The sequence below is a fragment of the Actinomadura syzygii genome, assembly GCF_008085905.1.
Taxonomy (GTDB): Bacteria; Actinomycetota; Actinomycetes; order Streptosporangiales; family Streptosporangiaceae; genus Spirillospora; species Spirillospora syzygii.
This window is the reverse complement of the sequence record NZ_VSFF01000018.1, coordinates 68,530-93,739: the sequence shown is the minus strand read 5'-3', so window position 1 is coordinate 93,739 and position 25,210 is coordinate 68,530. Positions and strand designations below refer to the sequence as shown.

Annotated in this window: 11 protein-coding genes and 1 pseudogene; 4 read left to right on the top strand and 8 right to left on the bottom strand. The window is 74.7% G+C overall.

From position 1 onward, the window contains the following. The first annotated feature begins 238 nt into the window (after window positions 1-238). Complete coding sequence (locus FXF65_RS39900) at window positions 239-871, top strand: TetR/AcrR family transcriptional regulator (RefSeq protein WP_148355674.1); 633 nt, start codon at window positions 239-241, stop codon at window positions 869-871. Between the two features lie 248 nt (window positions 872-1,119). Here the strand turns inward: FXF65_RS39900 and FXF65_RS39895 are convergent, their stop codons facing one another. The 4 genes from FXF65_RS39895 to FXF65_RS39880 form a co-directional block, all read right to left on the bottom strand. After that, window positions 1,120-1,317 (bottom strand): MbtH family protein, encoded by a 198-nt coding sequence (locus FXF65_RS39895; RefSeq protein ID WP_281289002.1) that lies wholly within the window; start codon window positions 1,315-1,317, stop codon window positions 1,120-1,122. Next, window positions 1,317-2,594 carry a lysine N(6)-hydroxylase/L-ornithine N(5)-oxygenase family protein gene (locus FXF65_RS39890; RefSeq protein WP_246199417.1) on the bottom strand — a complete coding sequence of 426 codons (1,278 nt, stop codon included), beginning with the start codon at window positions 2,592-2,594 and terminating at the stop codon, window positions 1,317-1,319. The genes FXF65_RS39895 and FXF65_RS39890 overlap by 1 nt, the downstream gene beginning before the upstream one ends. A gap of 14 nt (window positions 2,595-2,608) precedes the next feature. Continuing rightward, on the bottom strand, window positions 2,609-3,625 hold the full coding sequence (locus FXF65_RS39885; protein WP_222868992.1) for an iron-siderophore ABC transporter substrate-binding protein: 1,017 nt from the start codon (window positions 3,623-3,625) through the stop codon (window positions 2,609-2,611). A 100-nt stretch (window positions 3,626-3,725) separates the two neighbouring features. Continuing rightward, window positions 3,726-15,698, bottom strand: coding sequence for a non-ribosomal peptide synthetase (locus FXF65_RS39880; RefSeq protein WP_148355671.1), 11,973 nt, complete (start codon window positions 15,696-15,698; stop codon window positions 3,726-3,728). A 122-nt stretch (window positions 15,699-15,820) separates the two neighbouring features. Here FXF65_RS39880 and FXF65_RS39875 point away from each other — a divergent pair, with 122 nt between their 5' ends. Further along, window positions 15,821-17,131 carry a salicylate synthase gene (locus FXF65_RS39875; protein ID WP_148355670.1) on the top strand — a complete coding sequence of 437 codons (1,311 nt, stop codon included), beginning with the start codon at window positions 15,821-15,823 and terminating at the stop codon, window positions 17,129-17,131. Window positions 17,132-17,232: 101 nt separating this feature from the next. Here the strand turns inward: FXF65_RS39875 and FXF65_RS45660 are convergent. After that, window positions 17,233-17,787 (bottom strand): annotated as a pseudogene (locus tag FXF65_RS45660) (LysR family transcriptional regulator substrate-binding protein); the annotation flags it as partial. A 7-nt stretch (window positions 17,788-17,794) separates the two neighbouring features. On the opposite strand from FXF65_RS45660, the gene FXF65_RS39865 reads away from it, so the two are divergent. Beyond that, on the top strand, window positions 17,795-18,478 hold the full coding sequence (locus FXF65_RS39865; protein ID WP_148355668.1) for an MBL fold metallo-hydrolase: 684 nt from the start codon (window positions 17,795-17,797) through the stop codon (window positions 18,476-18,478). Here the strand turns inward: FXF65_RS39865 and FXF65_RS39860 are convergent. Beyond that, window positions 18,466-20,043, bottom strand: coding sequence for a (2,3-dihydroxybenzoyl)adenylate synthase (locus tag FXF65_RS39860; protein ID WP_148355667.1), 1,578 nt, complete (start codon window positions 20,041-20,043; stop codon window positions 18,466-18,468). The two genes, FXF65_RS39865 and FXF65_RS39860, sit on opposite strands and share 13 nt — an antisense overlap. A 5-nt stretch (window positions 20,044-20,048) precedes the next feature. Beyond that, window positions 20,049-20,456 carry an aspartate 1-decarboxylase gene (gene panD / locus FXF65_RS39855; protein ID WP_148355666.1) on the bottom strand — a complete coding sequence of 136 codons (408 nt, stop codon included), beginning with the start codon at window positions 20,454-20,456 and terminating at the stop codon, window positions 20,049-20,051. Window positions 20,457-20,532: 76 nt separating this feature from the next. Between panD and entS the strand changes: the two genes are divergently transcribed. After that, on the top strand, window positions 20,533-21,810 hold the full coding sequence (entS, locus tag FXF65_RS39850) for an enterobactin transporter EntS (protein ID WP_148355665.1): 1,278 nt from the start codon (window positions 20,533-20,535) through the stop codon (window positions 21,808-21,810). Between the two features lie 17 nt (window positions 21,811-21,827). On the opposite strand, the gene FXF65_RS39845 is transcribed toward entS, so the two are convergent. Further along, window positions 21,828-25,199, bottom strand: a complete 3,372-nt coding sequence (locus tag FXF65_RS39845) for a non-ribosomal peptide synthetase (RefSeq protein ID WP_246199416.1) — start codon at window positions 25,197-25,199, stop codon at window positions 21,828-21,830. Between the last annotated feature and the right edge of the window lie 11 nt (window positions 25,200-25,210).

Below are 25,210 nucleotides of genomic sequence, written 5' to 3'. Positions count from 1 at the left end.
CCGTGATCCATAGCAAGACCACCCCCGGCTTTATTGCGTTGCCGTCACGCCGCCCGTCCCCCAGGCTCGAAACGGACATGGGGAGAACCGCATGGGCGGCGGAGCGCCCGCGCCGGGCCGGGCCCCGGTCGAGGCGCGGATGCCCGGAGCCCCGGCCCGGTAGGCTGTTCCGCGTTCCGCGGGCGGCCGCGCCGGGACGGTGCGACGCCCGGGGGCTCCCCGGACGGAGGTGGGAACGATGACTCAGGCGCCCGTGAGCCGGCTGCCCGACAACCTGCCCCTCCCCGACCGGCTGCTGGCCGTCGCGACCCGCATGTTCGCCGAGAAGGGCTTCGAGAACACCTCCGTGCAGGAGATCGTCGACGCGGCGGGCGTCACCAAGGGCGCGATGTACCACTACTTCGGCTCAAAGGACGATCTTCTCTACGAGATCTACCACCGGCTGCTCGCCCTGCAGATGGCCCGGCTGGAGCAGATCGCCGACGGCCCCGGCACCGCCGAGGAGCGGCTGCGCGCCGCCGCCGTCGACGTCCTGAACACCTCGTTCCTCCACCTGGACGACTTCACGGTCTTCTTCCGCTCGACGCACCTGCTCGCCCGCGACCGGCGCGCCGCCGTCCGCGCCGAGCGGCGCCGCTACCACGAGCGGTTCCGCGCCCTGGTCGAGGAGGGCCAGCGCGAGGGGACGTTCCGCACCGCGACGCCCGCCGACATCGCCGTCCACTTCTTCTTCGGGACCGTCCACCAGATCGGCGTCTGGTACCGGCCGGGCGGCGGCCTGAAGACGGCCGCGATCAGCGAGCACTACGTCGACCTGTTCCTGAACGGCCTGCGCAGCCCCGGCGGGCCGGAGAGCGGCCCGGAGGACTGAGCCGGGGAGCGGGACGGCTCCGCGGCGTCCGCCCCGGCGCCTGCGTGACCCGTCCCGCCCTCCGGCGGGGGCCGGAGCGGTCGCGAGCGGCGCGGGTTCCCCTCCCACCGGTGCGCCGTCGCAACGATCCGGCTCTCACCCCTGACAGCGTCGGCGCGCCGCGACATGTCACACTTCGGCGCGACCCCGTGGTCCACCTGCGGAGACGTCCCGGGGCCGGTTCCGCCGGACCAGCGCCGCCGCCCGCCTCAGGCGGTCAGGCTCCGGGGACGGAGGTCGCTCCAGTTCGCGGTGACGTGGTCGAGGCACTCGGAGCGCGGCGCGGGCCCGAACGAGACCGTCCACCCGGCGGGGACGTCCGCGAACGACGGCCACAGCGAGTGCTGCCCCTCGTCGTTGACGAGCACGAGAAAGATCCCGTCCGCGTCGTCGAACGGATTGGTCATCACGCCTCCTGGGCGACTCGGGCCGCGCGGTGGGTGATCGAGCGGACGATCTCGCCCGTGCGCACGGCGGTCATGGACAGCAGCGACGACGCGATGCCGTGGCTGTGCTCGGTGGCGCCTTGCAGGTAGACGCCCCAGCGGGGGCCGGGCTCGGTCGCGATGCGGTAGTCCCGCTCGACGACAGGGTGCCCGTCCTCGCCCGCGCGGCAATGCGCGCCCGCCTCGCCGAGCAGGTCGAACGGGTCGCGCTCGCGGTAGCCGGTGGCGTACACGAGGACGTCGGCGTCCAGCTCGGTGACCTCGCCGGTCGGCAGGAACACGACCCGCGCGCGGACGCCGTCCGGTCGCTCCTGGACGTCCGTCACGCGCGAGGCGTTGAGGATGCGGAGCCGTTCCGCGCCCGCGACCTTCTCGGCGTACGAGCGCCGGTACAGCTCGTCGATGAGGTCGAGGTCGACCACCGAGTAGTTGGTGTTGCGCGAGTAGTCGAACAGCATCCGTTTCACGTCGCCGGGGGCGTCGTAGTAGTGGTCGACGGCGTCGGGGTCGAAGATGCGGTTGGCGAACGAGCTGTCGTCGGCGGGCGAGTACCCGTAGCGGGCGAAGACGGCGCACACCTCGGCGTCGGCGAACGTCCGGTGCAGGTACTCGACGGCCTCGGCGGCGCTCTGCCCCGCGCCGACCACGACGAACCGGCGGGGGCGCCCGCCCGGCCGCTCGCCGAGCCGGGTGAGCAGGTCCTCGGTGTGCCAGATCCGCTCGCCCGGCCGGATCCCCTCCGGCAGGACGGGCTCCAGGCCCGCGCCGATGACGGCGTTGCGGCTCAGGTGCGTCTCCAGCTCGTCGTCGCGCCGGACGACGACTTCGAGGAGGTCGTCGTCGTACGGGCGCAGCGCGACCACCTCGGAGCGGTAGCGGACCCTGTCCTCGAACGCGGCGGCCGTCCATTCGAGGTAGTCGTGGAACTCGATCCGGGTGGGGAACATCGTCTTGTGGTTGACGAAGTCGACGAGGCGTCCGCGTGCGTGCAGGTAGGCGAGGAACGAGTACGGGCTGGCCGGGTTCCGCATCGTCACGAGGTCCTTGAGGAAGTGGACCTGCATGGTGGCGCCGTCGATGAGCATGCCCCGGTGCCAGCCGAACGCGGGCTGCTTCTCGAAGAACACCGCGTCCGTGCCGCCTCCGCCGCCGCCGCGCGCTTCGTCGAGCGCTACGGCGAGGGCCAGGTTGGACGGGCCGAACCCGATGCCGACCACGTCGTGGACGGGGGTCTGCATGCGTTCCTCCGGCATCAGGCGGGCTTGGCCGCGTCCGCGGCCTTGGCGATCTTCGGGACGACCTGGTCGATCACGTACGGCACGGCGAGCGGCGTCGGGGTGCGCAGCGGCCAGAACGACTTGAGGTCGAGCGCCACGTAGGAGCCGCGCTTCACGGCGCCGAGGTCGGCGAACAGCTTGTTCCCCTCGATCTTCTTCTGCGTGGCGGGGTCGTCGTTGTAGTGGCTGATCAGGACGTCCTCGTCCAGGACGGACACCTTCTCCATGCTCAGCTCGGCGGCGAACCCGTCGCCGGGCAGCTTCTTGAGCGGCTCGGGGAGCTTCATGCCGAACTGGGTCAGCATCTTGACGCTGGTGTCCTGCTCGGACTTCATGACGCCGATGTTCCCGTTCGGCATGACGCTGGTGAACGCGAACGTCCTGCCGTCCAGCTGGGGGTTGTCGGTCTTCACGGCGGCGATCCTGCGGTCGACGTCGCCGACGACCTTCGCCCCTTCCTCGGACTTGCCGACCGCCTTGGCGACCTGGAGGGTGATCGCCTGCCAGGCGTCCTCGGCGGGCCCCGTCTGGTAGGCGACGGTCGGGGCGAGCTTGGAGAGCTTGCCGTACTCCTTGTCGATGTAGAAGTCCCCGGCGGCGAGGATCAGGTCGGGACGCAGCGCGGCGATCTCCTCCAGGTTGAACCCGGCCTCCCCCGCCTTGAGCAGCTTGGGCTTCTCGCCGGTCAGCTTCGGCGCGGTCCACGGGGCGAGGCCGTCGGGCTGGACGCCGGTCAGCTCGGCCATCCCGACCGGGGTGACGCCGAGGGCGAGCAGCGCGTCCTGGTCGACCTCGCCGAGCGCGACGATCCGCTTCGGTTCGGACTCGACCTTCGCGGTGCCGAGCTTGTGGGCGATCGTGACGGGGTACGCCCCGCCGGCCGAGCCGCCGGAGGCGTCGTCCGCCGGCTCGTCGCCGCCGCACGCGGCGGCCGTGCCGAGGCTGAGGACGAGCGCGGCGGTGACGGCCGCGCGCCGCATCATGGTGCGCATAGGGGACCGGTGTCCTTCCAGGTGTTCCAGGGGGGTGGACGGTCGTGATCTTAGGTTAGGCTCACCTAACCTTGCAATGGGCGCGGGGGTATGAGGCGGCTCACCGGAGCCTCGCCAGCAGGCCCGCGACGGTGGGCGCGGTCATCAGGGTCGCGATCTTCAGGGACTCGCAGCCGGGCTCCCTCCTGATCCGGCGGACCAGCTTCATGGCGAGCAGCGAGTGGCCGCCGAGGTCGAAGAAGTCGTCGTCCGGGCCTACCTCGGCGACGCCGAGCTCTGCGGCGAAGATCCGGCACAGGGCCGCCTCCCGGTCGTCGCCTTCGCGGCGCGCGGCGGGACGGCCCGCGTCCGGCTCGGCGTCCGGCTCGGCGGTAACGGCGCGGGCGGCCGGGCCCGCGGGCAGCGCGCCCACCCGGACGGACGGGTCGGCGGCGACGACCTCCAGGAGCGCGATCAGGCCGTCCGCGAGGGCGGCGACCGTGTCCCGGTCGAACAGGTCGGCGGAGTAGTCGACGATCAACCGGAGGTCGTCGGCGTCCGGGACCTCGCGGAAGATGAAGTCGAGGTCGAACTTCGCCGCGCCCGGCCCGAACAGCGCCTCCCGCTGCTCCAGGCCGGGGAACCGGACGTCGCCGGTGCCCTGGTTCTCATAGCCGACCATCACCTGGAACAGCGGGTTGCGGCCGGGCACGCGGCGCGGGCGCAGCGCCTCGACGACGGCCTCGAACGGCAGGTCCTGGTTGGCGAGCCCGGCGAGGTCGGCCTCCCGAACGCGCCCGAGCAGGTCCGCGAACGACGGGTCGCCGGACACGTCGGCGCGCAGCACCAGCGTGTTCACGAAGAACCCGACGAGGTCGCGGGCCGCCTCCTCGGTGCGTCCGGCGACCGGGCTGCCGATCGGGACGTCGTCGCCCGCGCCCGTCCGGTGCAGCAGCGCGGCGACGGCGGCCTGGCAGACCATGAACGTGCTGGCGCCGGCGTCGCGGGCCACCTGGCGGACCCGCCGGGCCAGGCCGGGCGGCAGGTCGGCGGTGAGCGTGCCGCCGCGCTGCCCGACCGTGCCGGGACGCGGCCGGTCCACCGGCAGCGGGATCTCCTCCGGAAGCCCGGCGAGGGTCCGCGCCCAGTGGTCGAGCTGGCGGGCGTGGACGCTGCCCGGGTCGAGCGGGTCGCCGAGCAGCTCCCGCTGCCACAGGGCGTGGTCGGCGTACTGGACGGGCGGCGGCTCCCACGCCGGGGCGCGGCCGGCGAGGCGGGCCGTGTACGCCTCGGCGACGTCCCGCGCGAACGGGCCGAACGACCATTCGTCGAACGCGATGTGGTGGAAGACGGCGAGCAGCAGGTGCTCCCGCTCGCCCTCCGGGAACACGGCGACGCGCAACGGGAGGTCCTTGGCAAGGTCGAACGGGCGGGCGATGACGTCCTCCGGCGGGCACGTCGCGACCTCCAGGACGGGGCGCGCCTCGTCCGGCGGCAGGATCCGCTGGTAGGGGACGCCGTCGTGCTCGGCGAACACCGTCCGCAGGCTCTCGTGCCGGGCGGTGACGTCGGCGACCGCGGCTTCGAGCGCGGCGAGGGCGAGGTCGCCGCGCAGCCGGACGGCGAGCGGCAGGTGGTAGGCGCCGCGCGGGCCGTCGTCCTCGCGGAGGAGCTGGTCGAGCATCCAGAGCCGCCGCTGCGCCGACGACGGCGGAATGCGCTCGGGCCGCTCCCTCGGCCCCAGTGCGGGCCGCGCCCCGGCGGTCGCGGAACGGTGGACGCGCCCGGCCAGCTCGGCGACGGTCGGCGCCTCGAACAGGTCGCGGATCGCGAGGTCGGCGCCGAGCGCGGCGCGGGCCCGGCCGACGAGGCGGGTGGCGAGCAGGGAGTGCCCGCCGAGGTCGAAGAACCCGTCGTCGATGCCTGCGCCGGGGGCGTCCAGGATCTCGGCGAACAGCGTGCACAGGACGCGTTCGACGGGCGTGCGCGGGGCGCGTCCACGGCGGCGCGGGCCGTCCTGCCCCGGGTCGGGGAGGGCGCGGCGGTCGAGCTTGCCGTTGACGGTCAGCGGCAGCGCGTCAAGGGTCATGATCGCGCTCGGCACCATGTAGCCGGGGAGCCGCCCCTTGAGGCTCTCCCGGACGCGGGCCGCCAGCACGCCGTGGTCGCGGGCGGCGACCGGGTTGTTCGCGTAGGAGGCGGGCGGGCGTCCCGGCTCGGCGGGGAGCGCGGCCGCTCCCCCGCCGAACACGGCGTCGTAGTGCCCGATCCGGTCGGACGGCGTAAGGACGACGTCCGGGTACAGGGCGTGGAGGGTCTCGGGTTCGACGCCGTCCGGGGGCGCGGTGAGCAGGGCGCGGGCGTCGTCGGGTGGCGCGCCGTCGCGGAGGGCGTCCAGGGCGGCGACCTCGCCGGACAGCCTCGGGTCCGGGATCCGGCGGACGCGCAACGGGCCCTCGGGCTTGGCGCGCAGGTCGTCGAGCCCGGTCCAGTCGACGACCGAGGTGTCCGGGGCGGGCGGGACGTCCTTCCAGAGGACGACGTCGTACCGGTGCCTGGTCAGCTCGTTGTGGTGCGTGCCGCGCTTGGTCAGGACGTCCACGCGGGCGGGGCCGTCCAGGGCGGTGAAGAACGCCGGGTCGAGCAGGAGTTCCTTCTCCATCCGGACGGCCCGCTCCACCGCGTCCAGGTCTCCCCCGCCGCGGCCGAGCTGGATCGCGGCGTGCAGGCAGCGGACCGTCCGCAGGTCGCGGACGTCCCCGAGGAACAGAGCCCCGCCGGGCGCGAGCAACCGCATCGCCTTGGCGATGACGTCCTGGAGGTAGGCGGCGCCGGGGAAGTACTGCGCGACCGAGTTGACGACGATCGTGTCGAAATGGCCTTCGGGGAGGCCGCTGATGTCGTGCGCGGGCTGACAGCTCAGCCGCACCTGCGACTCCGGGCCGAGGTCGTGCTCCAGTTTCGCGATGACCGGCTCGGAGAAGTCGGTGCCCCAGTACTCGTAGGTCTCCGGTGCCAGGCGGGTGAGGATCAGCCCCACACCGACACCGATCTCCAGGACACGGCGCGGGCGCAGCGCCCGGACGCGGTCGACGGTCGCCGTCCGCCATTCGCGCATGTCGTCCAGGGGGATGGGGGCGCCGTCGTAACTGCTGTCCCAGCCCGCGAACTCCTCCGCGTGGACGACGGTGCCGACCTCGGTGTACTCGGCGTCGTAGAGCTGCCGCCATTCGGCGAGCTGCTCGTCGGCGGCGCCCGCGCGCGTCCCGTCCGGGACGACGTACCCGACGAGGCGTTTCACGCCGGGAACTCCGGTGTCGGCGGCGACCACGGCGGCCTGCCCGACGCCGGGCTCGGCGGCGAGCGCCGTCTCGATCTCCTCCAGCTCGACCCGGTAGCCGCGGATCTTCACCTGGTCGTCGGTGCGGCCGAGGAAGTCGATGTTGCCGTCGTCCCGGACGCGGACGAGGTCGCCCGTCCGGTACATGCGCGAACCGGGCGGGCCGGACGGGTCGGCGACGAACCGCTCGGCCGTCAGGTCGGGCCGCCCCAGGTAGCCGCGGGCCAGCCCGGCGCCCGCGATGTACAGCTCGCCGGGCGCGCCCGGCGGGACGGGGCGCAGCCAGCCGTCCAGCACGTAGCCGCGCGTGTTCCAGATCGGCTTGCCGACGGTCGGGGTGGCGCTGTCCTCGGTGCCGCCGCCGAGAGTGTTGATCGTGTACTCGGTCGGCCCGTACAGGTTGTAGCCGAGGACGCCGTCGGCCTGCGCGAGACGGTCCCACACCGAGGTCGGGACGGCCTCCCCGCCCAGCAGGACGAGCGGCGGCCGGTGCTCCCCGTCGAGGAGCCCTTCGTCGAGGAGCTGCTGCGCGTAGGTGGGCGTGACGTTGATGACGTCGACGCGGTGTTCGCGCAGGTAGGCGGTCAGGGCCTCGGCGTCGCGGCGCAGGTCCTCGTCGCAGACGTGCACCTCGTGGCCCTCGACGAGCCAGAGCAGCTCCTCCCACGACATGTCGAAGGAGAACGAGACGGTGTGCGCGATGCGCAGCCGCCGCCCGGCCGACGCGACGACCGGGTCGAAGATGTTGGCCCGGTGGTTGTACTGCATGTTCGTAAGACCCCGGTAGGGGGTGACCACGCCCTTGGGACGTCCCGTGGAGCCGGATGTGTAGATGACGTAGGCCGGGTGGTCGAGACGGCCGGGGGTACCTGGGGCGAAGCCGGGCGTCTCATCGGGGGTCGGGGCGGTGCCGGGGAGGTCGGCGAGGGCGCTCGCCGTGCCGGGGTCGTCCAGGGCGAGGGTCGTGCTGGGGTTGGCGAGGCGTGCGGCGATGTCGCGGTGCGAGACGAGGCAGACGGGGGCCGCGTCCTGGAGCATGTAGTCGAGCCGGTCCGCCGGATAGTCGAGTTCGAGCGGCAGGTAGGCGGCGCCCGTGCGGAGCACGGCAAACAGCGCGACGACCATCTCCGCCGAGCGCGGCAGCGCCAGCGCGACGACCCGCTCCGGGCCCGCGCCGTGCGCGATCAGCAGCCGGGCGAGCCGGTTGACCTCGGCGTTCAGCTCCCCGTAGGTGAGCCGGACGTCGGGCAGGGAGACCAGCGCGAGGTCGTCCGGCTGCCGGGCGGCGCGGTCGGCGAGGAGTTCGGCGACCGTCAGCTCGGGGACGGGGCGGACCGCCTCGTCCCAGTCGCGGCGGAGGCGCTCGCGCTCGTCCCCGGTGAGCAGGTCGAGGCGGTGGCACGGCGCGTCCGGCGATTCGGCGAGCGTCTCCAGGACGCGCACGTACCGGTCGGTGACACGCTCCGCCTCGTCCCGCGTGAACGCGTCCCCCCGGTACATGACGCGGAGCGCCTTGCCCGGCTCGACGACCATGGTGATCGGGTAGTGGGTGGCGTCGCGGACCTCGCGTCCCCGGACGCGGAGCGCGCCGTCCGGGCCGAAGCCCCGGTCGGTCGGCATGCCGGGGAAGTTCTGGAAGACGAACAGCGTGTCGAAGAGCGTGCCGAGCCCGGTGGCGCGCTGGACGTCCGCGAGCGCGACGAACCCGTGGTCGAACAGCTCGGACCGGGCGGACTGGACACGGTCGAGCACGGTCGCGAGCGGCTCCGCGGGCCCGGCCTGCACGCGGACGGGGATCGTGTTGAACAGCAGGCCGACCATCGACTCGACGCCGTCCACGTCCGGGTGGCGTCCGGACACCGACGCGCCGAACACCACGTCGTCGCGTCCGGTGAGGCCCATCAGGACCATGCCCCACGCGGTCTCGAACAGCGTGCCGGGGGTGACGCCCCGGTCGCGGGCGACGGCCTCCAGGCGGGCGGCGAGGCCAGGCGGCAGCGGGCGGTGCAGCTCCCCCGCCGCGGCGAGGTCGGCGGGCCGGTCCACCAGGCCGGGACGGACGAGCGCGGGCTCGTCGAACCCGTCGAGCGCGCGGCGCCAGGCGTCCACGGCGGCGTCCCGGTCGCGGCCGTTCACCCAGTCGAGGAACGCGCGGAACGGCCGGACGGGACGCGCCGCCTCCGCCTCCGCGTCGGTGTAGGAGTCGAGCAGCGAGGTGACAAGGAGGCCGCCCGACCAGCCGTCGAGCAGGATCAGCTCGGACGTCAGGATCAGGCGGTGGTCGTCCGGCGCGAGGCTCGCGAGGGCGAAGCGGATCAGCGGCGGCTCGGCCGGGTCGAAGGGCGCGGCGCGCTGCGCGTCGGCGAAGGCGTCGAGATCGTCCGGGGCGACGTCGGCGTGCGTCCACGGGGTCTCGAACTCCTCGGGGACGAACTGGACGGCGCGGTCGCCGTCCGTCCGGAAGCCCGCGCGCAGGTTGGGGAACTTCTCCAGGACGGCGCGGGCCGCGTCCGCCATCCGCCCGGGGTCGACCGGCCCGGACAGCGTCACCACGGCCTGCTGCACGTAGATGTCGCGGCCCTCACCGGCCATCATCAGGTGGAACAGGAGCCCTTCCTGGAGCGGCGACAGCGGCAGCTCCCCGCTCTGTTCCGCCTCCTGGACCGGCCCGGCGACGGCGGGCGCGGCGGCGCGGGCGAGGGCCTCGACGGTGCGCAGCCGGAACACGTCCCGGACGGTGAACGACAGCCCGGCCCGGCGGGCGCGGGCGACGAACAGCGCCGCGCCGATGCTGTCGCCGCCCGCGCGGAAGAAGTCGTCGTCGGCGCCGACGCCGTCGCGTCCGAGGACGGCCGCGGCCAGCGCGGCGAGGACGCGTTCCGGCTCGGTCGCGGGCGCCCGTCCGGCAGCGGGCCGTCCCGGCTCCGGCAGGGCACGCCGGTCGACCTTGCCGTTGGGGGTGAGGGGCAGCTCGTCCAGCACGACCAGGTCGTCCGGGACGAGGTACCCGGGCAGCAGCGCGGCGAGCCGTTCGCGCAGGTCGTCGGCGTCGGCGTCACCGACGACATAGCCGACGAGCCGGGACCCGTGGGCGGTCACGGCGGCCCGCCGCACTCCCGGCCGCGCGGCGAGCGCGGCCTCGACCTCGCCCGGCTCGATCCGGAAGCCGCGGAGCGCGAGCTGCGCGTCGGCGCGGCCGAGGAAGTCGAGCCCGCCGTCCGCGCGGCGGCGGACGCGGTCGCCGGTCCGGTAGAGGCGCGATCCCGGCGGGCCGAACGGGTTCGCGACGAACCGCTCGGCGGTGCGGGCCGGGTCGCCGAGGTAGCCGCGGGCGAGGCCGTCGCCCGCGAGGTACAGCTCTCCGACGGGGACTTCGCGGAGTGCGCCGTCCAGGACGTGGGCGCGCGTGTTCGCGATCGGCCGCAGCCCCCCGCCTTCGGCGATCAGGCTGTCGCCCGCCGCCTCCGAGCACCCGTAGAGGTCGATCAGGCGCGCCGGGACCTTCGCGGCGAGCGCGGGCGGCAGCGCCTCCCCGCTGCTGATCCACGTCGTGACGGACGTCGGAAGCCCGTTCTCCGCGAGCGCGGCGAGGAGGCTCGGGACGAGCGTGACCAGCCCGGCCCCGTGCCCCTCGGCGAATGCGGCCAGCGCGACCGCGTCGGTGGCGGTCGCGTCGTCGGCGATGGCGACGGCGTCCCCGGCGACGAGGCCGCCGAGCAGCTCGGTCGTCCCGTCGATGAAGGCGGGCGAGCTCTTCGCGACGCGGACGCCCGGCGCGGCGAGGTCCGCGCCCCACGCGAGCCGGTTGGCCAGGCCGCGCTGCGTGCCGACGACGGCCTTCGGCGTCCCGGTCGACCCGGACGTGAACACGACGTACGACGCATGCTCGGGCCGCACGTCGGGCCGGGATCGGCGGGGCGCGTCCAGCGGCAGTTCGTCGCGCCCGACCACGAGCACTGGGCTCACCGCGTCGAGCATCATCCGCACGCGGGCGGGCGGATATGACAGGTCGACCGGCAGGTAGGCCGCGCCCGTCTTCAGCACGGCGAGCAGCGCGACGGCGAACTCGTCCGAGCGTGGGAGCGCGATCGCGACGACCTTCTCCGGACCGGCGCCCGCGGCGGCGAGCTGGTCGGCGAGCGCCTCGGCGCGTGCGTCCAGCTCCGCGTAGGTGAGGACGGTGTCGCCGAACACGACGGCGGTCGAGCCGGGCGTGCGGGCGGCCTGCTCCTCGATGAGCGCGGCGACTGTCCGCACCGGCCACGCGCGGGACGTGTCGGGATGCTCGACACGCGCTCCCAGCGCCGAGAGCCGCCGCCCCGGATCGGCCGTGACCTGCAGAAGGAGGTCGTCGAGGGCGTCGAGCAGCCGCTCGACGGTCGGCGCGTCGAACAGGTCGGCGTCGAACGCGGCGAACCCCTCGACGTCCGCGTCGCCTTCGGCGAAGTACAGGTCCAGGTCGAACTTGACGCCGCCGGTCTCCGGCAGGAACGGCTCCGCGCGCACGCCGGGCAGCGCGAGCCGCACGTCGTCCAGCCGCTGATGGACGATCATCACCTGGAACAGCGGGCTCCGGGCGAGCGACCGCTCCGGCGCGAGCCGGTCCACGACCCGCTCGAACGGGACGTCGGCGTGCGAGAACGCGGCGAGGTCGGCGGCGCGCACCCGGTCGAGCAGCTCCGCGAACGTCGGGTCGCCGGACAGGTCGGTCCGCAGCACGAGCGGGTTCACGAACACGCCGACGAGCCCGGCGAGGTCCTCGTCGGGACGTCCCGCGATGGGCGAGCCGAGCGCCACGTCGTCGCCCGCGCCGAACCGCTGGAGCAGCGCGGCGACCGCGGCGTGCAGGACCATGAACACGCTGGTCCCGGTCTCGCGGGCGAGCCTCCGCGCCCCGGCGGCCGGGAGCCGGAACGGGACGAGCCCGCCCCGGTGCCCCGCCTCCGCCGGACGCGGCCGGTCGAACGGCAGGACGGTCTCCTCCGGCAGCCCGGCGAGCGCGTCCGCCCAGAAGTCGAGCCCCTCGGACGCGTCGGGGGCGGCCTGCGCCTGCCAGGCCGCGTAGTCGGCGTACTGGACGGGCGGCGGCTCCCAGCCGGGCGCGCGGCCGTCCCGCCGGGCCGCGTAGGCGCGGGCCAGGTCGGCGAGCAGCGGCGTGAACGACCACTCGTCGGCGGCGGCGTGGTGCAGCAGCAGGATCAGCGACCACTCGTCGTCGCCGGTCCGGACGAGGGTGCCTCGGACGGGCAGGTCGCGGCCGATGTCGAAGACGTGCGCGGCGGCCTCGCGCTCCAGGGCCGCCCGCCGCTCCGGCGTCTCCGCGCGAGCGTCGATGACCGCGAGACGCACGGGGACGTCCGCGTCCAGGACGCGTTGCACCGGCAGCCCGTCCGGCCCCTCGATGAGCAGCGTCCGGAGTGCCTCGTGGCGGGCGACGACGTCGGCGAAAGCGGCGTCCAGAGCGGCCTCGTCGACCGGGCCGCGCAGCCGCAGGCCGAGCGGCAGCGAGTACGACGCGGACGGTCCGCGCAGCCGCTCCTCCAGCCACAGCCCCCGCTGCGCCGCCGACGCCGGGACGACGTCCGGCCGCGCGACGTCGCGGACGCGCGCGACCTCCGACGCGACCAGCCGGGGCGCGAGCGCGGCGACGGTCGGCGCCTCGAAGACGTCCGCGATGGACAGCGTCCCGCCGAGCACCGCCCGCGCCTTGGCGGCCACGCGGGTGGCGAGCAGCGAGTGCCCGCCGAGCGCGAAGAAGTCGTCGTCGATCCCGAGGCCCTCCACGCCGAGCAGCTCGGCGAAGATCGCGCAGAGCGCGGCCTCGCGTGCGTCGCGCGGGGCGCGTCCGGACACCCCGGCCTCGGGGGCGGGCAGCGCGGCGCGGTCGAGCTTGCCGTTGACCGTCCGGGGCAGCGCGTCAAGCACGACCAGGGCGGACGGCGCCATGTACTCGGGCAGCGCCCGGCCGAGCGCGTCGCGCAGCGCGGCCTCGTCGGGGGCGGCGCCGTCCGGCACGTAGTAGCCGACGAGCCTCGGCTCTCCGGGGCGGTCCTCGCGGACGACGACGGCCGCCCGCGCGACGCTCGGCTGCGCGGCGAGAACCTCCTCCGCCTCGGCGGGCTCGATCCGGAACCCGCGGATCTTCACCTGGTCGTCGGTGCGGCCGAGGTACTCGATCGACCCGTCGCGGGCGCGCCGCGCCAGGTCGCCCGTCCGGTACATGCGCGACCCGGGCGGCCCGTACGGGTCGGCCGTGAACCGCTCCGCCGTCAGGTCGGGGCGACCGACGTACCCCCGCGCGAGCTGCGCGCCCGCGAGGTACAGCTCGCCCGGCACGCCCGGCGGAACGGGACGCAGCGCCGCGTCGAGCACATGGGCGCGGGTGTTCCAGAACGGCGTGCCGATGCCGGAAGAGGGCAGGTCAGCCGCCGTCGCCCAGATCGTCGCCTCGGTGGGCCCGTACAGGTTGGTCGCGAGCGACGCGGCCCCGGCGAGGGTCTCGGCGAGCGCGGCGGGCAGCGCCTCGCCGCCGACCAGGACCCGCTTGCCCTTGAGCGCGTCCGGGTCGAGCGTGCCGAGCAGGGACGGCGTGCCCTGCACGACGGTCGCGTCCGCCAGCAGCGCGCCGAGCGCGGCAGGGTCGCGGACGGTCGCGCGGTCGGCCAGCACGACCGTCGCGCCGCTGGTCAGCGGGACGAACAGCTCCAGCGCGGCGATGTCGAACGCGATCGTCGTCACCGCGACGAGCCGGTCGCCCGTCCCGAGCCCGAGCCGCGACCGCGTCGTGAGCAGGAAGTTCGCCAGCGCGCCGTGCGGGACGGCGACGCCCTTCGGACGTCCCGTCGAACCGGAGGTGTAGATGACGTAGGCGAGGTCGTCGGCGCGCGCCCGATGGGACGGCCCGGCCAGGACCTCGCGCCGGGGGCCGTCGATGACGAGCAGGCCGGTCGTGTCCGGTAGGAGGCGCGCGGTGTCACGGGTGACGATGGCGCAGAGCGGCGCGGCGTCGTCCAGCATGTAAGCGAGCCGGTCGGCGGGATGGTCCAGGTCGAGTGGGAGGTATGCGGCGCCCGTCTTCAGGACGCCGAGCAGCGCGACGACGAGGTCCGGCGTGCGCGGCAGCGCGAGCGCCACGGTCCGCTCGGGCGCGGCGCCGCGGGCGCGGAGTTCGGCGGCGAGGGCGGACGAGCGTTCGTCCAGCTCGGCGTAGGTGAGGGACAGGGGCCCGGCTTCGATCGCCGTCGCGTCCGGGGTACGGGCGGCCTGCTCCTCGAACAGGGCGACCACGTCCGCCTGGCGGAGGTCGCGGCCGGTGTCGTTGGCGGCGTCGATGAGGGCGCGTTCGGCGTCGTCCATGACCTGGAGCGCGCCGATCGGACGGTCGGGGTCGGCCAGCGCGTCCCGGAGCAGGGTCTCCAGGTGGCCGAGCAGCGCGTCGACGCGCTCGTCGTCGAACAGCTCGCGGCGGAACGTCGCCTCGACCGTCATCCCGCCCGGACGGACGAACGCCTCCAGCGACAGGTCGAAGTGCGTGGTGCCGTTGTGGACGTGCGTCCACGTCGACGTGACGCCGGGCAGGTCCAGCTCGCCGATCTCCTGGGCGAGGAACAGCAGCATCGTGTCGAAGAACGCCGACCGCCCCCGCCCCCGCGCCGGACGCAGTTCACGGACGAGCCGGTCGTACGGCGCGGCCTGGTGCGCGAAGCCTTCGGCGACCGTCCGGCCGGCGCGGCGCACCGCCTCGCGGAACGTCGGCGCGCCCACCAGCCCGACCCGCATCACCAGCGTGTTCCCGAAGTTCCCGACGAGCCGCTCGACGTCGACATGCTCGCGGTTCATGACCGCCGAGCCGACCGCGACGTCGTCCGCCCCGGTGTAGCGGTGCAGCAGGACGGCGTACGCGGCAAGCATCACCGTGTACGGGGTGGCGTCCTCCTCGGCGGCGAGCCGCCGCATCCCGCCGGTGACGTCGTCGCCGAAGCGCCGCGCCCGGCGTCCGCCGCGCTCGGACGGCGCCGCGCCGCGCGGCCGGTCGGCGGGCAGGTCGAGCGGCGGGGGCGGCGGGTCGAGGCGCTCCCGCCAGTACGCGAGGTCCGCCTCCGGGATAGGCCGCCGCTGCTCCCAGTCGGCGAAGTCGGCGTACTGGACGGCGAGGGCGGGCAGCCCGTCCGGCTCGCCGGTGACGGCGGCCCGGTACAGCGCGGACAGGTCGCGCGACAGCGAGCCCCACGTCATGCCGTCCCATGCGATGTGGTGGACGACCAGGACGAGGCCGTGCTCGTCGTCGCCCGTCCGCAGCAGTTCGAGGCGGATCGGCCGCTCGTTCCGCAGGTCGAAGGGCCGCGCCGCGAGTTCGGCGGCCCGCGCGTCCGCGTCGGCGCAGCCGACCGGGGCGAGGTCGAGGGAGTCGTCGCCCGTGACGGTCTGGACGGCGCGCCCGTCGCCGTCCTCCGCGTAGGTGGTGCGGAGGATCGCGTGCCGCCGGACGAGGGCGCGCAGCGCGTCCCGGAGTGCGCCGGTGTCGAGCGGCCCCGTCATGCGGACGAGCAGGCAGACGTTGTAGGCGGGGCTGTCCGGGAAGGCGCGGTGGTGGAGCCACATGCTCTGCTGCGCGTACGACAGCGGGGCGGGCCCGGCGCCGTCGCGCGGGGCGAGCCGGGCGGCGTCGGGGCCGAGGCCCGCCTCCGCCACCATCCGGCGCATCAGTTCGCGCCGCCGTGTCCGGACCTCACTTACCGCCGTCTGCTCCTGCACGCTCAACTCTTTCGTCGTCGGCTGAACCAACGCGAGTTAGGTTAGCCTTGCCTACGAAAATCGCACAAGGTTAGCCTTACCTAAGTTCGGGATCCCCCGGCCCGCGAAAGGAAGTCGAAGCCTTGTCCTTCGGTCTGAGTACTGATGCGAAACCCGCCGTCCTGCACGTCGAACACGAATCGGAACCCCTCGCGCTGACGGCCCGCCTCGCCGGATCGGGGATGTTCGACGACTACGTCGTCTACGAGCGCCCCGGCTCGTGGACGTTCGCGGGCGGCCTGCTCGGCGAGGTCGTCCTCGACGCCGAGCGCGTCCACGCCCACTGGCCGGACCGCGCGCCCACCGCCCGCGCCTGGACCGGACGCCCCGCCGACGCGCTCCGCGACACGTTCGCCGACGCCCCGCTCCCCGCCTGGAACGCCTACGGCTGGATCGCGTTCGAGTTCGCCTCGCCGGAGCCGCGCGGACGGCTCGCGCACCTGGTCGTCCCGCGCACCGAGGTCACGGTCGAGGCCGGGCGCGCCCGCGTCACCGGCGTCGACGCCGCCGAGGTCGAGCAGGTCGCCAAGCTGCTCCGCGAGCCCGCCGCGCCGGTCGTCGGCGCACCATCGCCGGTCGGCATCCGGACCGGCGGCGACGCCTACCGCGGCCTCGTCGCCGACGCCGTCGCCGAGATCGGTGCGGGCCGCTACCAGAAGGTCATCGTGTCGCGGCGGGTCGACGTCCCCCACCCCGTGGACGTCGTGTCGACGTTCGTCCGGGGCCGCCGCGCGAACACCCCGGCGCGCTCGTTCCTGCTCGACCTCGGCGGGTTCCAGGCGACCGGGTTCAGCCCCGAGGTGCTCGTCAGCGTCGACGCCGCCGGCCGCGTCATGACCCAGCCGCTCGCCGGGACCCGCGCGTTCGGCGCGGGCGCCGCCGCCGACGCCCGCACCCGGCGGGACCTGGAGACCGACCCGAAGGAGATCTACGAGCACGCGGTGTCGGTCCGCACCTCGCAGGACGAGCTGAGCCGGGTGTGCGAGCCGGGATCCGTCCAGGTCACCGGGTTCATGACGGTGAAGGAGCGGGGCAGCGTCCAGCACCTCGGCTCCAGCGTCAGCGGCGTCCTCGCGCCCGGCCGCACGTCCTGGGACGCCCTGGACGCGCTGTTCCCCGGCGTCACCGCGTCCGGCATCCCGAAGCCCGAGGCGATCGAGGCCATCACCCGCCTGGAGGAGCGCCGGGGCCTCTACTCGGGCGCGGTCGTCACCGTCTCGCACGACGGGTCCCTCGACTCGGCGCTCGTCCTGCGCGCCCTCTACAACGAGGACGGCCGCGCCTGGCTGCGCGCCGGGGCGGGGATCGTCGGCGCGTCCACACCCGACCGGGAGTTCGAGGAGACGTGCGAGAAGCTCTCCAGCATCGCGCCGCACGTCGTCCCGCTCCCCTGACCTCGCACGGCGTCCTCGCGGGCAGGCGGGGCGCATGCCCGGTGAGCCTGCCGGGCTAGGCGGCGGGGCGGTAGACGTCCGCGGCGATCCGCGCGAACGAGCGGACGAGGGGGCTCGCGGCGGCGGTGGGCCAGGCGACGACGAGGCGGCTCGGCGGCATGTCCGCCAGGGCGACCGAGACGAGGCCGTCGGGGAGGTCGAGGCCGAGCGGGGGCCAGGCCGACGCTTCCGTTCCACAGGACGGCCTGGAGGCATTCGTGGACCGTCCGGACGACGGGCCCGTCGCTTCCGGCGGGCCCGCTCCAGCACGCCCGCCAGAGCGGGTCGACGCCGTCCGGCAGCCGGAACCAGCGGCGGTCGGCGAGCTCGCCGGAGCGCAGGCGGGGGCGTCCGGCCAGCGGGTCGTCGGCGCGGAGCACCACGCCGACCGGGTCGGTGCGCAGCACGCGGACGACGAGGCCCGCGTCGTCGAACGGCAGGCGTGTGAGGGCGACGTCCACGAGGCCCGCCTGCAGTCCCGCGGACGGGTCGGTGAAGTCGGCCTCCCGGACCCGGACGCGCACCTCCGGGTGCCGCTTGCGGTAGGCGGCGGGGCTGGGCTCGCGGAGCGCGGAGACGGTTCTGGAATTCGCCGCCGAATACGCGCGCTGACGCAGGCTCTACTTGACCACGACCCATTTCCATCCGGAGCACGCCCTCGGCGCCCAGACGTTCTCCGGCGAGGCGACGTATCTGGTGAACCGCGCCCAAGCCGACGACCTCAAGGCGAAGGGCCCCGGATACATCGAGATGTTCAAGGGCCTCAGCGAGGCCGTCGCCCGCCGTTTGGAGGGCGTCGAACTCCCCCGCCCAGACGTCGTCTACGGCGACTCCCACGACCTGGACCTCGGCGGCCGGATCGTGGAACTGCGGGCGACCGGACGGGCGCACAGCCGGGGCGACCAGGTGGTCCGGGTGCCGGACGCGGACGTCCTGTTCACCGGCGACCTCGTCGAGACCGGGCAGTTCGCGATCTTCCCGTGGTTCCCGCCGCACGACACCGACGTGTCCGGTCTGCGGTGGCTCGCGGTGATGGAGCGCCTCGCCGCCGATCCGCCGGAGACCGTCGTCCCCGGCCACGGCGACATCGGCGGCGCGGACCTGCTGGGCGACGTCCGCGACTATCTCCGCCTGCTACGCGACGAGACCTGGAAAAGGCGCGACTCGGCGGTGAGCGAGGAGACGACCGCGGCGGAGATCAAGGCCCTCATGCTCGAACTGCATCCCGAATGGACCGGCCGGGAATGGATCGAGAACGCTGTCGCCTGCCTCTGCGCCGAACACTCGCATCCCCATCAGGATGAATGAATTCGGGCGGTCAGGGCCTTCTTGCTTACCTTGCCCACGGGGGTGCGCGGGAACGTATCGGTGGTTTCGAGGCGGTCGGGGAATTTGTAGGCTGCCACGCCTCGCGTCCGTAGGAAGTCCTTGATGTCGCGGAGGTCGGGGGCCTTCTCGCCATCCCGGAGGATGAGGAACGCGCAGGTGCGCTCGCCCATCATCGGGTCGGGGACGCCGACCACGGCCGCGTCGTGGATCGCGGGGTGCGCGAGCAGATGGCCTTCGAGCTCCTCCGCCGAGATCTTGTCGCCGCCCCGGTTGATCTGGTCCTTCTCGCGGCCTTCGACGATCAGGTGGCCGGACGGCAGCCGCCGGACGAGGTCGCCCGTCCGGTAGAAGCCGTCCGGGGTGAACGAGCGGGCGTTGTGCTCGGGCGCGCGGTAGTAGCCGCGGAGCGTGTACGGGCCGCGCGTGAGCAGCTCGCCGGTCTCGCCGGGCGCGACCTGCGCGCCGTCGGCGTCCACGACGCGGATCTCGTCGGCCGGTGAGAGGGGACGGCCCTGGGTCCGTTCGACCAGGTCTCGGGGGTCGTCCAGGCGGGTGTAGTTGAGCAGGCCCTCCGCCATGCCGAAGACCTGCTGGACCTGGCAGCCGAGGACGTCCGGGACCTCGGCGGCGCGCTCGGCGGCGAACTTGGCGCCGCCGACCTGGAGGAGTTGGAGGGACGAGAGGTCCTCGTCCTGCCAGGTCACCGCGTCCAGCCAGAGGAGGGCGATCGGCGGGACGACCGCGCAGACCGTGGCGCGCTCGCGCTCAATGAGGGGGAACGCCTCGTCGGGCGACCCGGACGGGGCGAGGACGACGGTCCCGCCGGTGGCGAACACGCCGAGGATGCCGGGGCAGGCGAGCGCGAAGTTGTGCGCGGCCGGGAGCACGACCAGGTAGACGGTCGACGAGGTGAAGCCGCACACCTCGGCGCTGGCCTCCAGGTTGTAGACGTAGTCGCGGTGCGTGCGCGGGATGAGCTTCGGCAGGCCCGTCGTCCCGCCGGACAGCAGGAACACGCCGACGTCGGACGGCGCGGGCGGCTCCGGCTCGGCCACCGGTTCGGCGTCGACCTTGGCGAGCGGGGTGAACTCCGCCGCGTCGCCGTCCACGACCACGTGTTCGACGGGGAGGGTGCGGGCCATGGCGCGGTAGTCGAAGTCGCCGTCGCGGTCCGCGCAGACGTAGGCGCTGGCCTCCGCCAGCTCGCACAGGTAGCGGATCTCGCTCTCGCGGTGCGCGGGCAGCGCGAGGATGGGCGCGGCGCCGACGCGGACGAGCGCGAGGAACGTCACCACGAACGCAGCGGTGTTGGGGAGCTGGACGACGACGCGGTCGCCCTTGCGGACGCCGAGGTCGAGGAACCCGGCGGCCGTGCGGGCGGCGCGGAGGTACAGCTCGGCGTAGGTGAGGCGGTCGTCGCCCGTGACCAGTGCGGTCTTGCCGGGCGCGCCGCGCAGGACGCCGCCGAGGACGCGGTCGCTCCAGTACCCCTCCGCCTCGTAGCGGGCGGCGAGGTCGGCCGGCCAGGCGGTGACGCCGTCCATGCCGGTCACCGTCCCGCGAGCTGGCCGGGGGCGCCGGGGACCGGCGCGGCCGGGTCGGAGCCGAGCGCGACGATCCGGTTCGCCCCGTCCACGTGGACGACGCGGGGCTCGTGCCGGGGACGCTCGGACTCGTCCAACGAGGCGTAGCTGATGATGATGACGAGATCGCCCGGCTGGACCTGGCGGGCCGCCGCGCCGTTGATCCCGATGACGCCGCTGCCCGCGGCCCCGGTGATGGCGTAGGTGACGAGCCGGGCCCCGTTCGTGATGTCGACGACGTGGACCTGTTCGCCCTCCACGATGTCGGCCGCCTCCATGAGGTCGGCGTCGATCGTCAGGGAGCCCACGTAGTGCAAATCCGCCTGCGTGACGGTGGCACGGTGGATCTTTCCGTTCATCAGCGAGCGCAGCACCGGTGCGTCCTCTTCCTCAAGACCAACTAAGGCTAGGCTTACCTTAGCTACTCCCCCGGCTGAGGAGAACCCCGCGATGCCCCGACCGCCCAGACGGCTGCTTCGGCGGCTCACGATGGACGTCACACCGCTGCGCGACAGCGGCCCTTTCCGCGACGTGTTCGTCGCCCGCACCGTCTCGGTGTTCGGGATCGGCATGCTCGCGGTCGCCGTCCCCGTCCAGGTGTACGCGCTGACCGGGTCGACGGCGCACGTCGGCGCGGTGTCCGCCGCCGAGGGGTTCGCGCTCCTCGCCGGGTTCCTGTGGGGCGGCGTCCTCGCCGACCGGAGCGACCGGCGGCGGCTGATGCTGCGCGCCCGGACGGCCGCCGGGGTCGGCTTCGTCCTGCTGGCGCTGAACGCGTTCCTGCCGTCCCCGTCGGTCGCGGCGATCTACGTCCTCGCCGCGTGGGACGGCCTCGCGACCGGCGTCAGCGTCACCGCGCTGCTGGCCGCGACGCCCGCCCTCGTCGCGCCGGACAAGCTGGTCGCGGCCGGGGCGCTGAACGCGCTGACCGTCCGGCTCGGGTCGATGGCGTCGCCCGCGCTCGGCGGCGTCGTGTCCGCGTTCGGCGTCGGCTGGAACTACGCGGCCGCGGCGGCCGGGACGCTCGGCACGATCGGACTGCTGACCCGCCTCCCCGTCCTCAGACCGGACGCCGCCACACAGGAACCCGGCGAGGAGCCCGCGCACCCGCTGCGGGCCGTCGGGGACGGGTTCCGGTTCGTCGCGTCCCACCGGGTCGTCGGCTCGCTCATGCTGCTCGGCCTGCTGTTCATGGTGGCGGGCGGCATCCCGGTGCTGATGCCCGCCTTCGCGGCCCGCGCCCTGGACGGCGGCCCCACCACGGTCGGGCTCCTGTTCGCCGCCCCGGCGTGCGGGGCGGTGCTCGCGTCCCTGACGAGCGGCTGGGCCGGGACGTTCCGCGCCCCCGGCCTCGCGCTGCTCGCCGCGTCCGTCACCGGCTTCGCCCTGCTCGCCTGCCTCGGCCTCGCCCGCCACGCGGCGCTCGCCGTCGCGATCCTGTTCGCCTACGGGTTCGCGCAGTCGGTCGAGGAGATCCTGCGGTACGGGCTGATCCAGTCGCACACGCCCGACTCCCACCTCGGCCGCGTCAACGCCCTGTGGGCCGCGCAGGAGACCGGCGGCGGCGCCGTCGGATCGCTCGGCGCGGGCGCGCTCGGCCGCTACCTCGCGCCGGGCGCGGTGATCGTCCTGTTCGGGACGGTCAGCGCCGCCCTCGCCCTCGCCCTGGCGCTGACGCTCACCGGGCTCCGCACGGCGACACTGCGCCCGGAACCCGAACCCGGCTGATCAGCTCGGTCGAGTGGTCAGCTCAGGCGGGCGGTCAGCTCGTCCTCGGTCATGGCCTCGACCTCCAGCCAGATCGCGGCGACGGCCTCCAGCCGTCCGGGCGCGTCCTCCAACTCGGCGAGGCGGCGGCACACGCGCGCCACGGTCCGCTCCGCGAACAGCACACGGACGGGCAGCGCCGTCGTGTCGAGCGCCTCCCGCAGCCGCGCGACGACGGTCGTCGCGAGGACGGAGTCGCCGCCGAGCGCGAAGAAGTCGGCGTCCGCGCCGACGCGCTCCACGCCCAGCACCTCCGCGACGATCCGCGCGAGCACCTTCTCCAGCGGCGTCGCCGGCTCGACGTAGACGTCCGGGGCCTCTCCCGCCTCGGCGGCGGCGAGGGCGGTGAGCGCCTTGCGGTCGACCTTCCCGTTCGCGGTGAGCGGCAGCCCGGCCACGCGGACGAGCAGCTCGGGCACCATGTGCGGGGGCAGCAGCTCCCGGGCGCGGGCGAGCACGGCGTCCCGGTCGAGCCCGTCCGGGCCCTCGACGGCGGCGGCGAGGCGTCCGTCCGCGAGGAGCGCGACGGCGCGTCCCACCGCCGGGTGTTCGCGCAGCGCCGCCTCGACCTCGCCCAGCTCGATCCGGAAGCCGCGCACCTTCACCTGGTGGTCGCGGCGGCCGAGGAATTCGAGGGTGCCGTCGGGGCGGTAGCGGGCGAGGTCGCCCGTCCGGTACCAGCGGGTGCCCTCGTGGACGACGAACCGGTCGGCGGTGCGCTCCGGGTCCCCGGCGTAGCCGTCGGCGACGCCGGAGCCGCCGATCCACAGCTCGCCCGCCGCCCAGTCGGGACGGTCGCGGCCCAGGTCGTCCACGACCCGGCAGGCGACGCCGCGCAGCGGCGCCCCGTACGGAACGGCGTGCCAGTCGTCCGGGACGCGGCCCGCGACCTCCTGCACGGTGGAGTGGATCGCGGTCTCCGTCGTCCCGCCGAGGGCGACGAACCGGCAGCCCGGGGCGCGCCCGGCCAGCAGCGCGGGCAGGTGGACGCCGACCCAGTCGCCGCCGAGCAGGACGAGCCGCAGGGTGTCCGCGCGCCCGGCGCGCAGCAGCATCTCCAGCACGGAGGGAACGCAGTTCAGCACCGTCACCGACCAGCGGCTGACCAGCTCGGCCCAGCGCGCGGCGTCGCGGCGCTCGTCCTCGCCGGGCAGGACGACCGCGCCGCCCGCGTGCCAGGCCGCGAACAGGTCGAACACCGACAGGTCGAAGTCGAGCGCGGAGACGCCGAACGTGACGTCGTCCGGGCCGATCGCGAACCGCTCGACCAGGTCGCCGATCGTGTTCATCGCCGCGCCGTGCGGCACCTCGACGCCCTTCGGCTCGCCCGTCGAACCGGACGTGAACAGCACGTACGCCGCCTGGTCCGGACGCGCCGCCACCGGTTCGCGCAGCGGCTCGACGTGCGCGGCGGCGTCCAGGGTGAGCGACGCGGCGACGCGGGCGGCCGCGCGGATCCGGGCGCGGCGGGCGTCCGGCTGCTCCGGCCCGATCGGCACGTAGGCGGCCCCGGCGGCGAGGACGCCGAGCACGGCGGCGGCCTGCTCCGGCCCCTTCGGCAGCTCGACCGAGACCCGGTCGCCGGGGCGCACGCCGTCCGCGACCAGGCCGGACGCGACGCGCAGCGCCCGCTCGGCCAGCTCGCCGTAGGTGAGCGTCCCGGTGCCGCCCCAGTGCAGCGCGGGCGCGTCCGGACGGCGGCGCGCGTGCTCGAAGAAGCCCTCGGTCAGCGTGCGCGGCGGCGGCGCCGGGGTCGAGTTGAGCCGGTGCCGGACGCGCAGCTGCGCCGGCGGGGCGGCGACGCCGAGCGGCGCGTCCCAGTCGGCGCCGGGCGCGCCGAGCCGGGCGATCGCGGCCGTGTAGGCGGCGAACATCGCCTCGGCGACCCCGTCCCGGAACGCGGGACGGCGCACGTCCCAGTTCAGCAGCAGCCCGCCGGAGACCTCGGTGACCTGCGCGTCCAGCAGCACCTGCGGGCCCTGCGAGACGATCCAGCCGGGGTCGCCGAAGCGCTCCCGGACGGCGTCCCCGAACAGCTCGCCGAGGTTGAGCGCGCTCGTGTAGACGATCGGCGCGAGGACCTGCTCGCCGCGCAGCCGGGACAGGTCGCGCAGCACCTCCAGGCCCGAGTAGTCGCTGTGCGCGCCCGCCGTGTGCAGGTTCGCCTGGACGGCCCGCGCCCGCTCCACGAACGGGAGTTCCGCGGTGAGGTCGGCCTCCAGCAGGACGGAGCCGGTGAAGTCGCCGACGACCTTGTCCACGTCCGGGTGGACGGGCTCGCGGTGGAACAGCGGCAGGTTGAGCAGGAAGCGGGGCGCCGCCGACCACGCGCCGATCACCTCGGCGAACACCGCCGCGAGCGCCATGGCGGGGGTGACGCCCTCGGCGTGCGCTCGGGCGACGAGGCGCTGCCGCTCGTCGGGCGCGAGCCAGTGGTGCATGCGCTCGACCCGGTCGCCGGGCTCGGGGACGACCGGCAGCTCGGGCGGGCCGGGCAGGTCGGCGAGGCGTCCGGCCCACCACTCGCGATCCCGCGCGCGGGCCTCGGCGCGCGGGTCGTCAGCGAGGTAGCGGGCGTAGCCGTAGCGGATCGGCGCGAGCGTGTCGCCCTCGTACAGCGCGGCGAGGTCGGCGAGCATGACGCGGTAGCTCATCGCGTCGGCGGCGACCATGTCGACGTCCAGGTGGAGGCGGGACTCGCCGGACGGCAGGAGGCTGAGGCGGGCGTCGAAGACGCGGCCGTCCTCGATCGGGAGCCGCTGCTCCGACATCTCCGCCCGGATCGCGGCCAGCTCGCCGTCCGTGTCTGCGGAGCCGCGCAGGTCATGGACGGTCACCGCGGGCCCGGGACGCTCCGGCAGGATCCGCTGCGTCCCGTCGTCGGACACGGCGGCGCGCAGCATCGGGTGCCGCTCCGCCAGGGCGCGCACGGCCGCCTCGAACCGGACGGGATCGACGGCGCGGCCGTCCAGCTCGACGTACAGGTGCGCGGCGACGGAGCCGAGCGACTGGCCGGAGTCGCGGCCGATCCAGTACGCGTGCTGCATGAGCGCGAGCGGGAACGGGTCGGCGGGCTCGATCTCCTCGCGCGACACGGCGGCGTCCGCCGGGGCGGGGCCCCCGGCCTGGCCCTTCTCCGCCAGCAGCGCCCACCATTCGGCGAGCGTCGGACGCTCGGCCAGCTCGGCGAACCGGACCTCGACGCCGCGGCGGCGCAGCCGTCCGGTGAGCTGCATCAGCCGGATCGAGTCCATCCCCAGGCCGATGAGGTTGTCGTCGGCCCGCGCGGGCTCGCCCAGCACCTCGGCCAGGGCGTCGTGCAGCTCGTCCCAGGTCAGCACGGTGGACACCGGCACTCCCC

Excerpts from the sequence above, each read along its gene's own strand:
- FXF65_RS39900 (WP_148355674.1), top strand. The coding sequence starts at position 239 with ATGACTCAGGCGCCCGTGAGCCGGCTGCCCGACAACCTGCCCCTCCCC.
- FXF65_RS39895 (WP_281289002.1), bottom strand. The coding sequence starts at position 1,317 with ATGACCAATCCGTTCGACGACGCGGACGGGATCTTTCTCGTGCTCGTC.
- FXF65_RS39890 (WP_246199417.1), bottom strand. The coding sequence starts at position 2,594 with ATGCAGACCCCCGTCCACGACGTGGTCGGCATCGGGTTCGGCCCGTCC.
- FXF65_RS39885 (WP_222868992.1), bottom strand. The coding sequence starts at position 3,625 with ATGCGCACCATGATGCGGCGCGCGGCCGTCACCGCCGCGCTCGTCCTC.
- FXF65_RS39860 (WP_148355667.1), bottom strand. The coding sequence starts at position 20,043 with ATGGACGGCGTCACCGCCTGGCCGGCCGACCTCGCCGCCCGCTACGAG.
- entS (WP_148355665.1), top strand. The coding sequence starts at position 20,533 with ATGCCCCGACCGCCCAGACGGCTGCTTCGGCGGCTCACGATGGACGTC.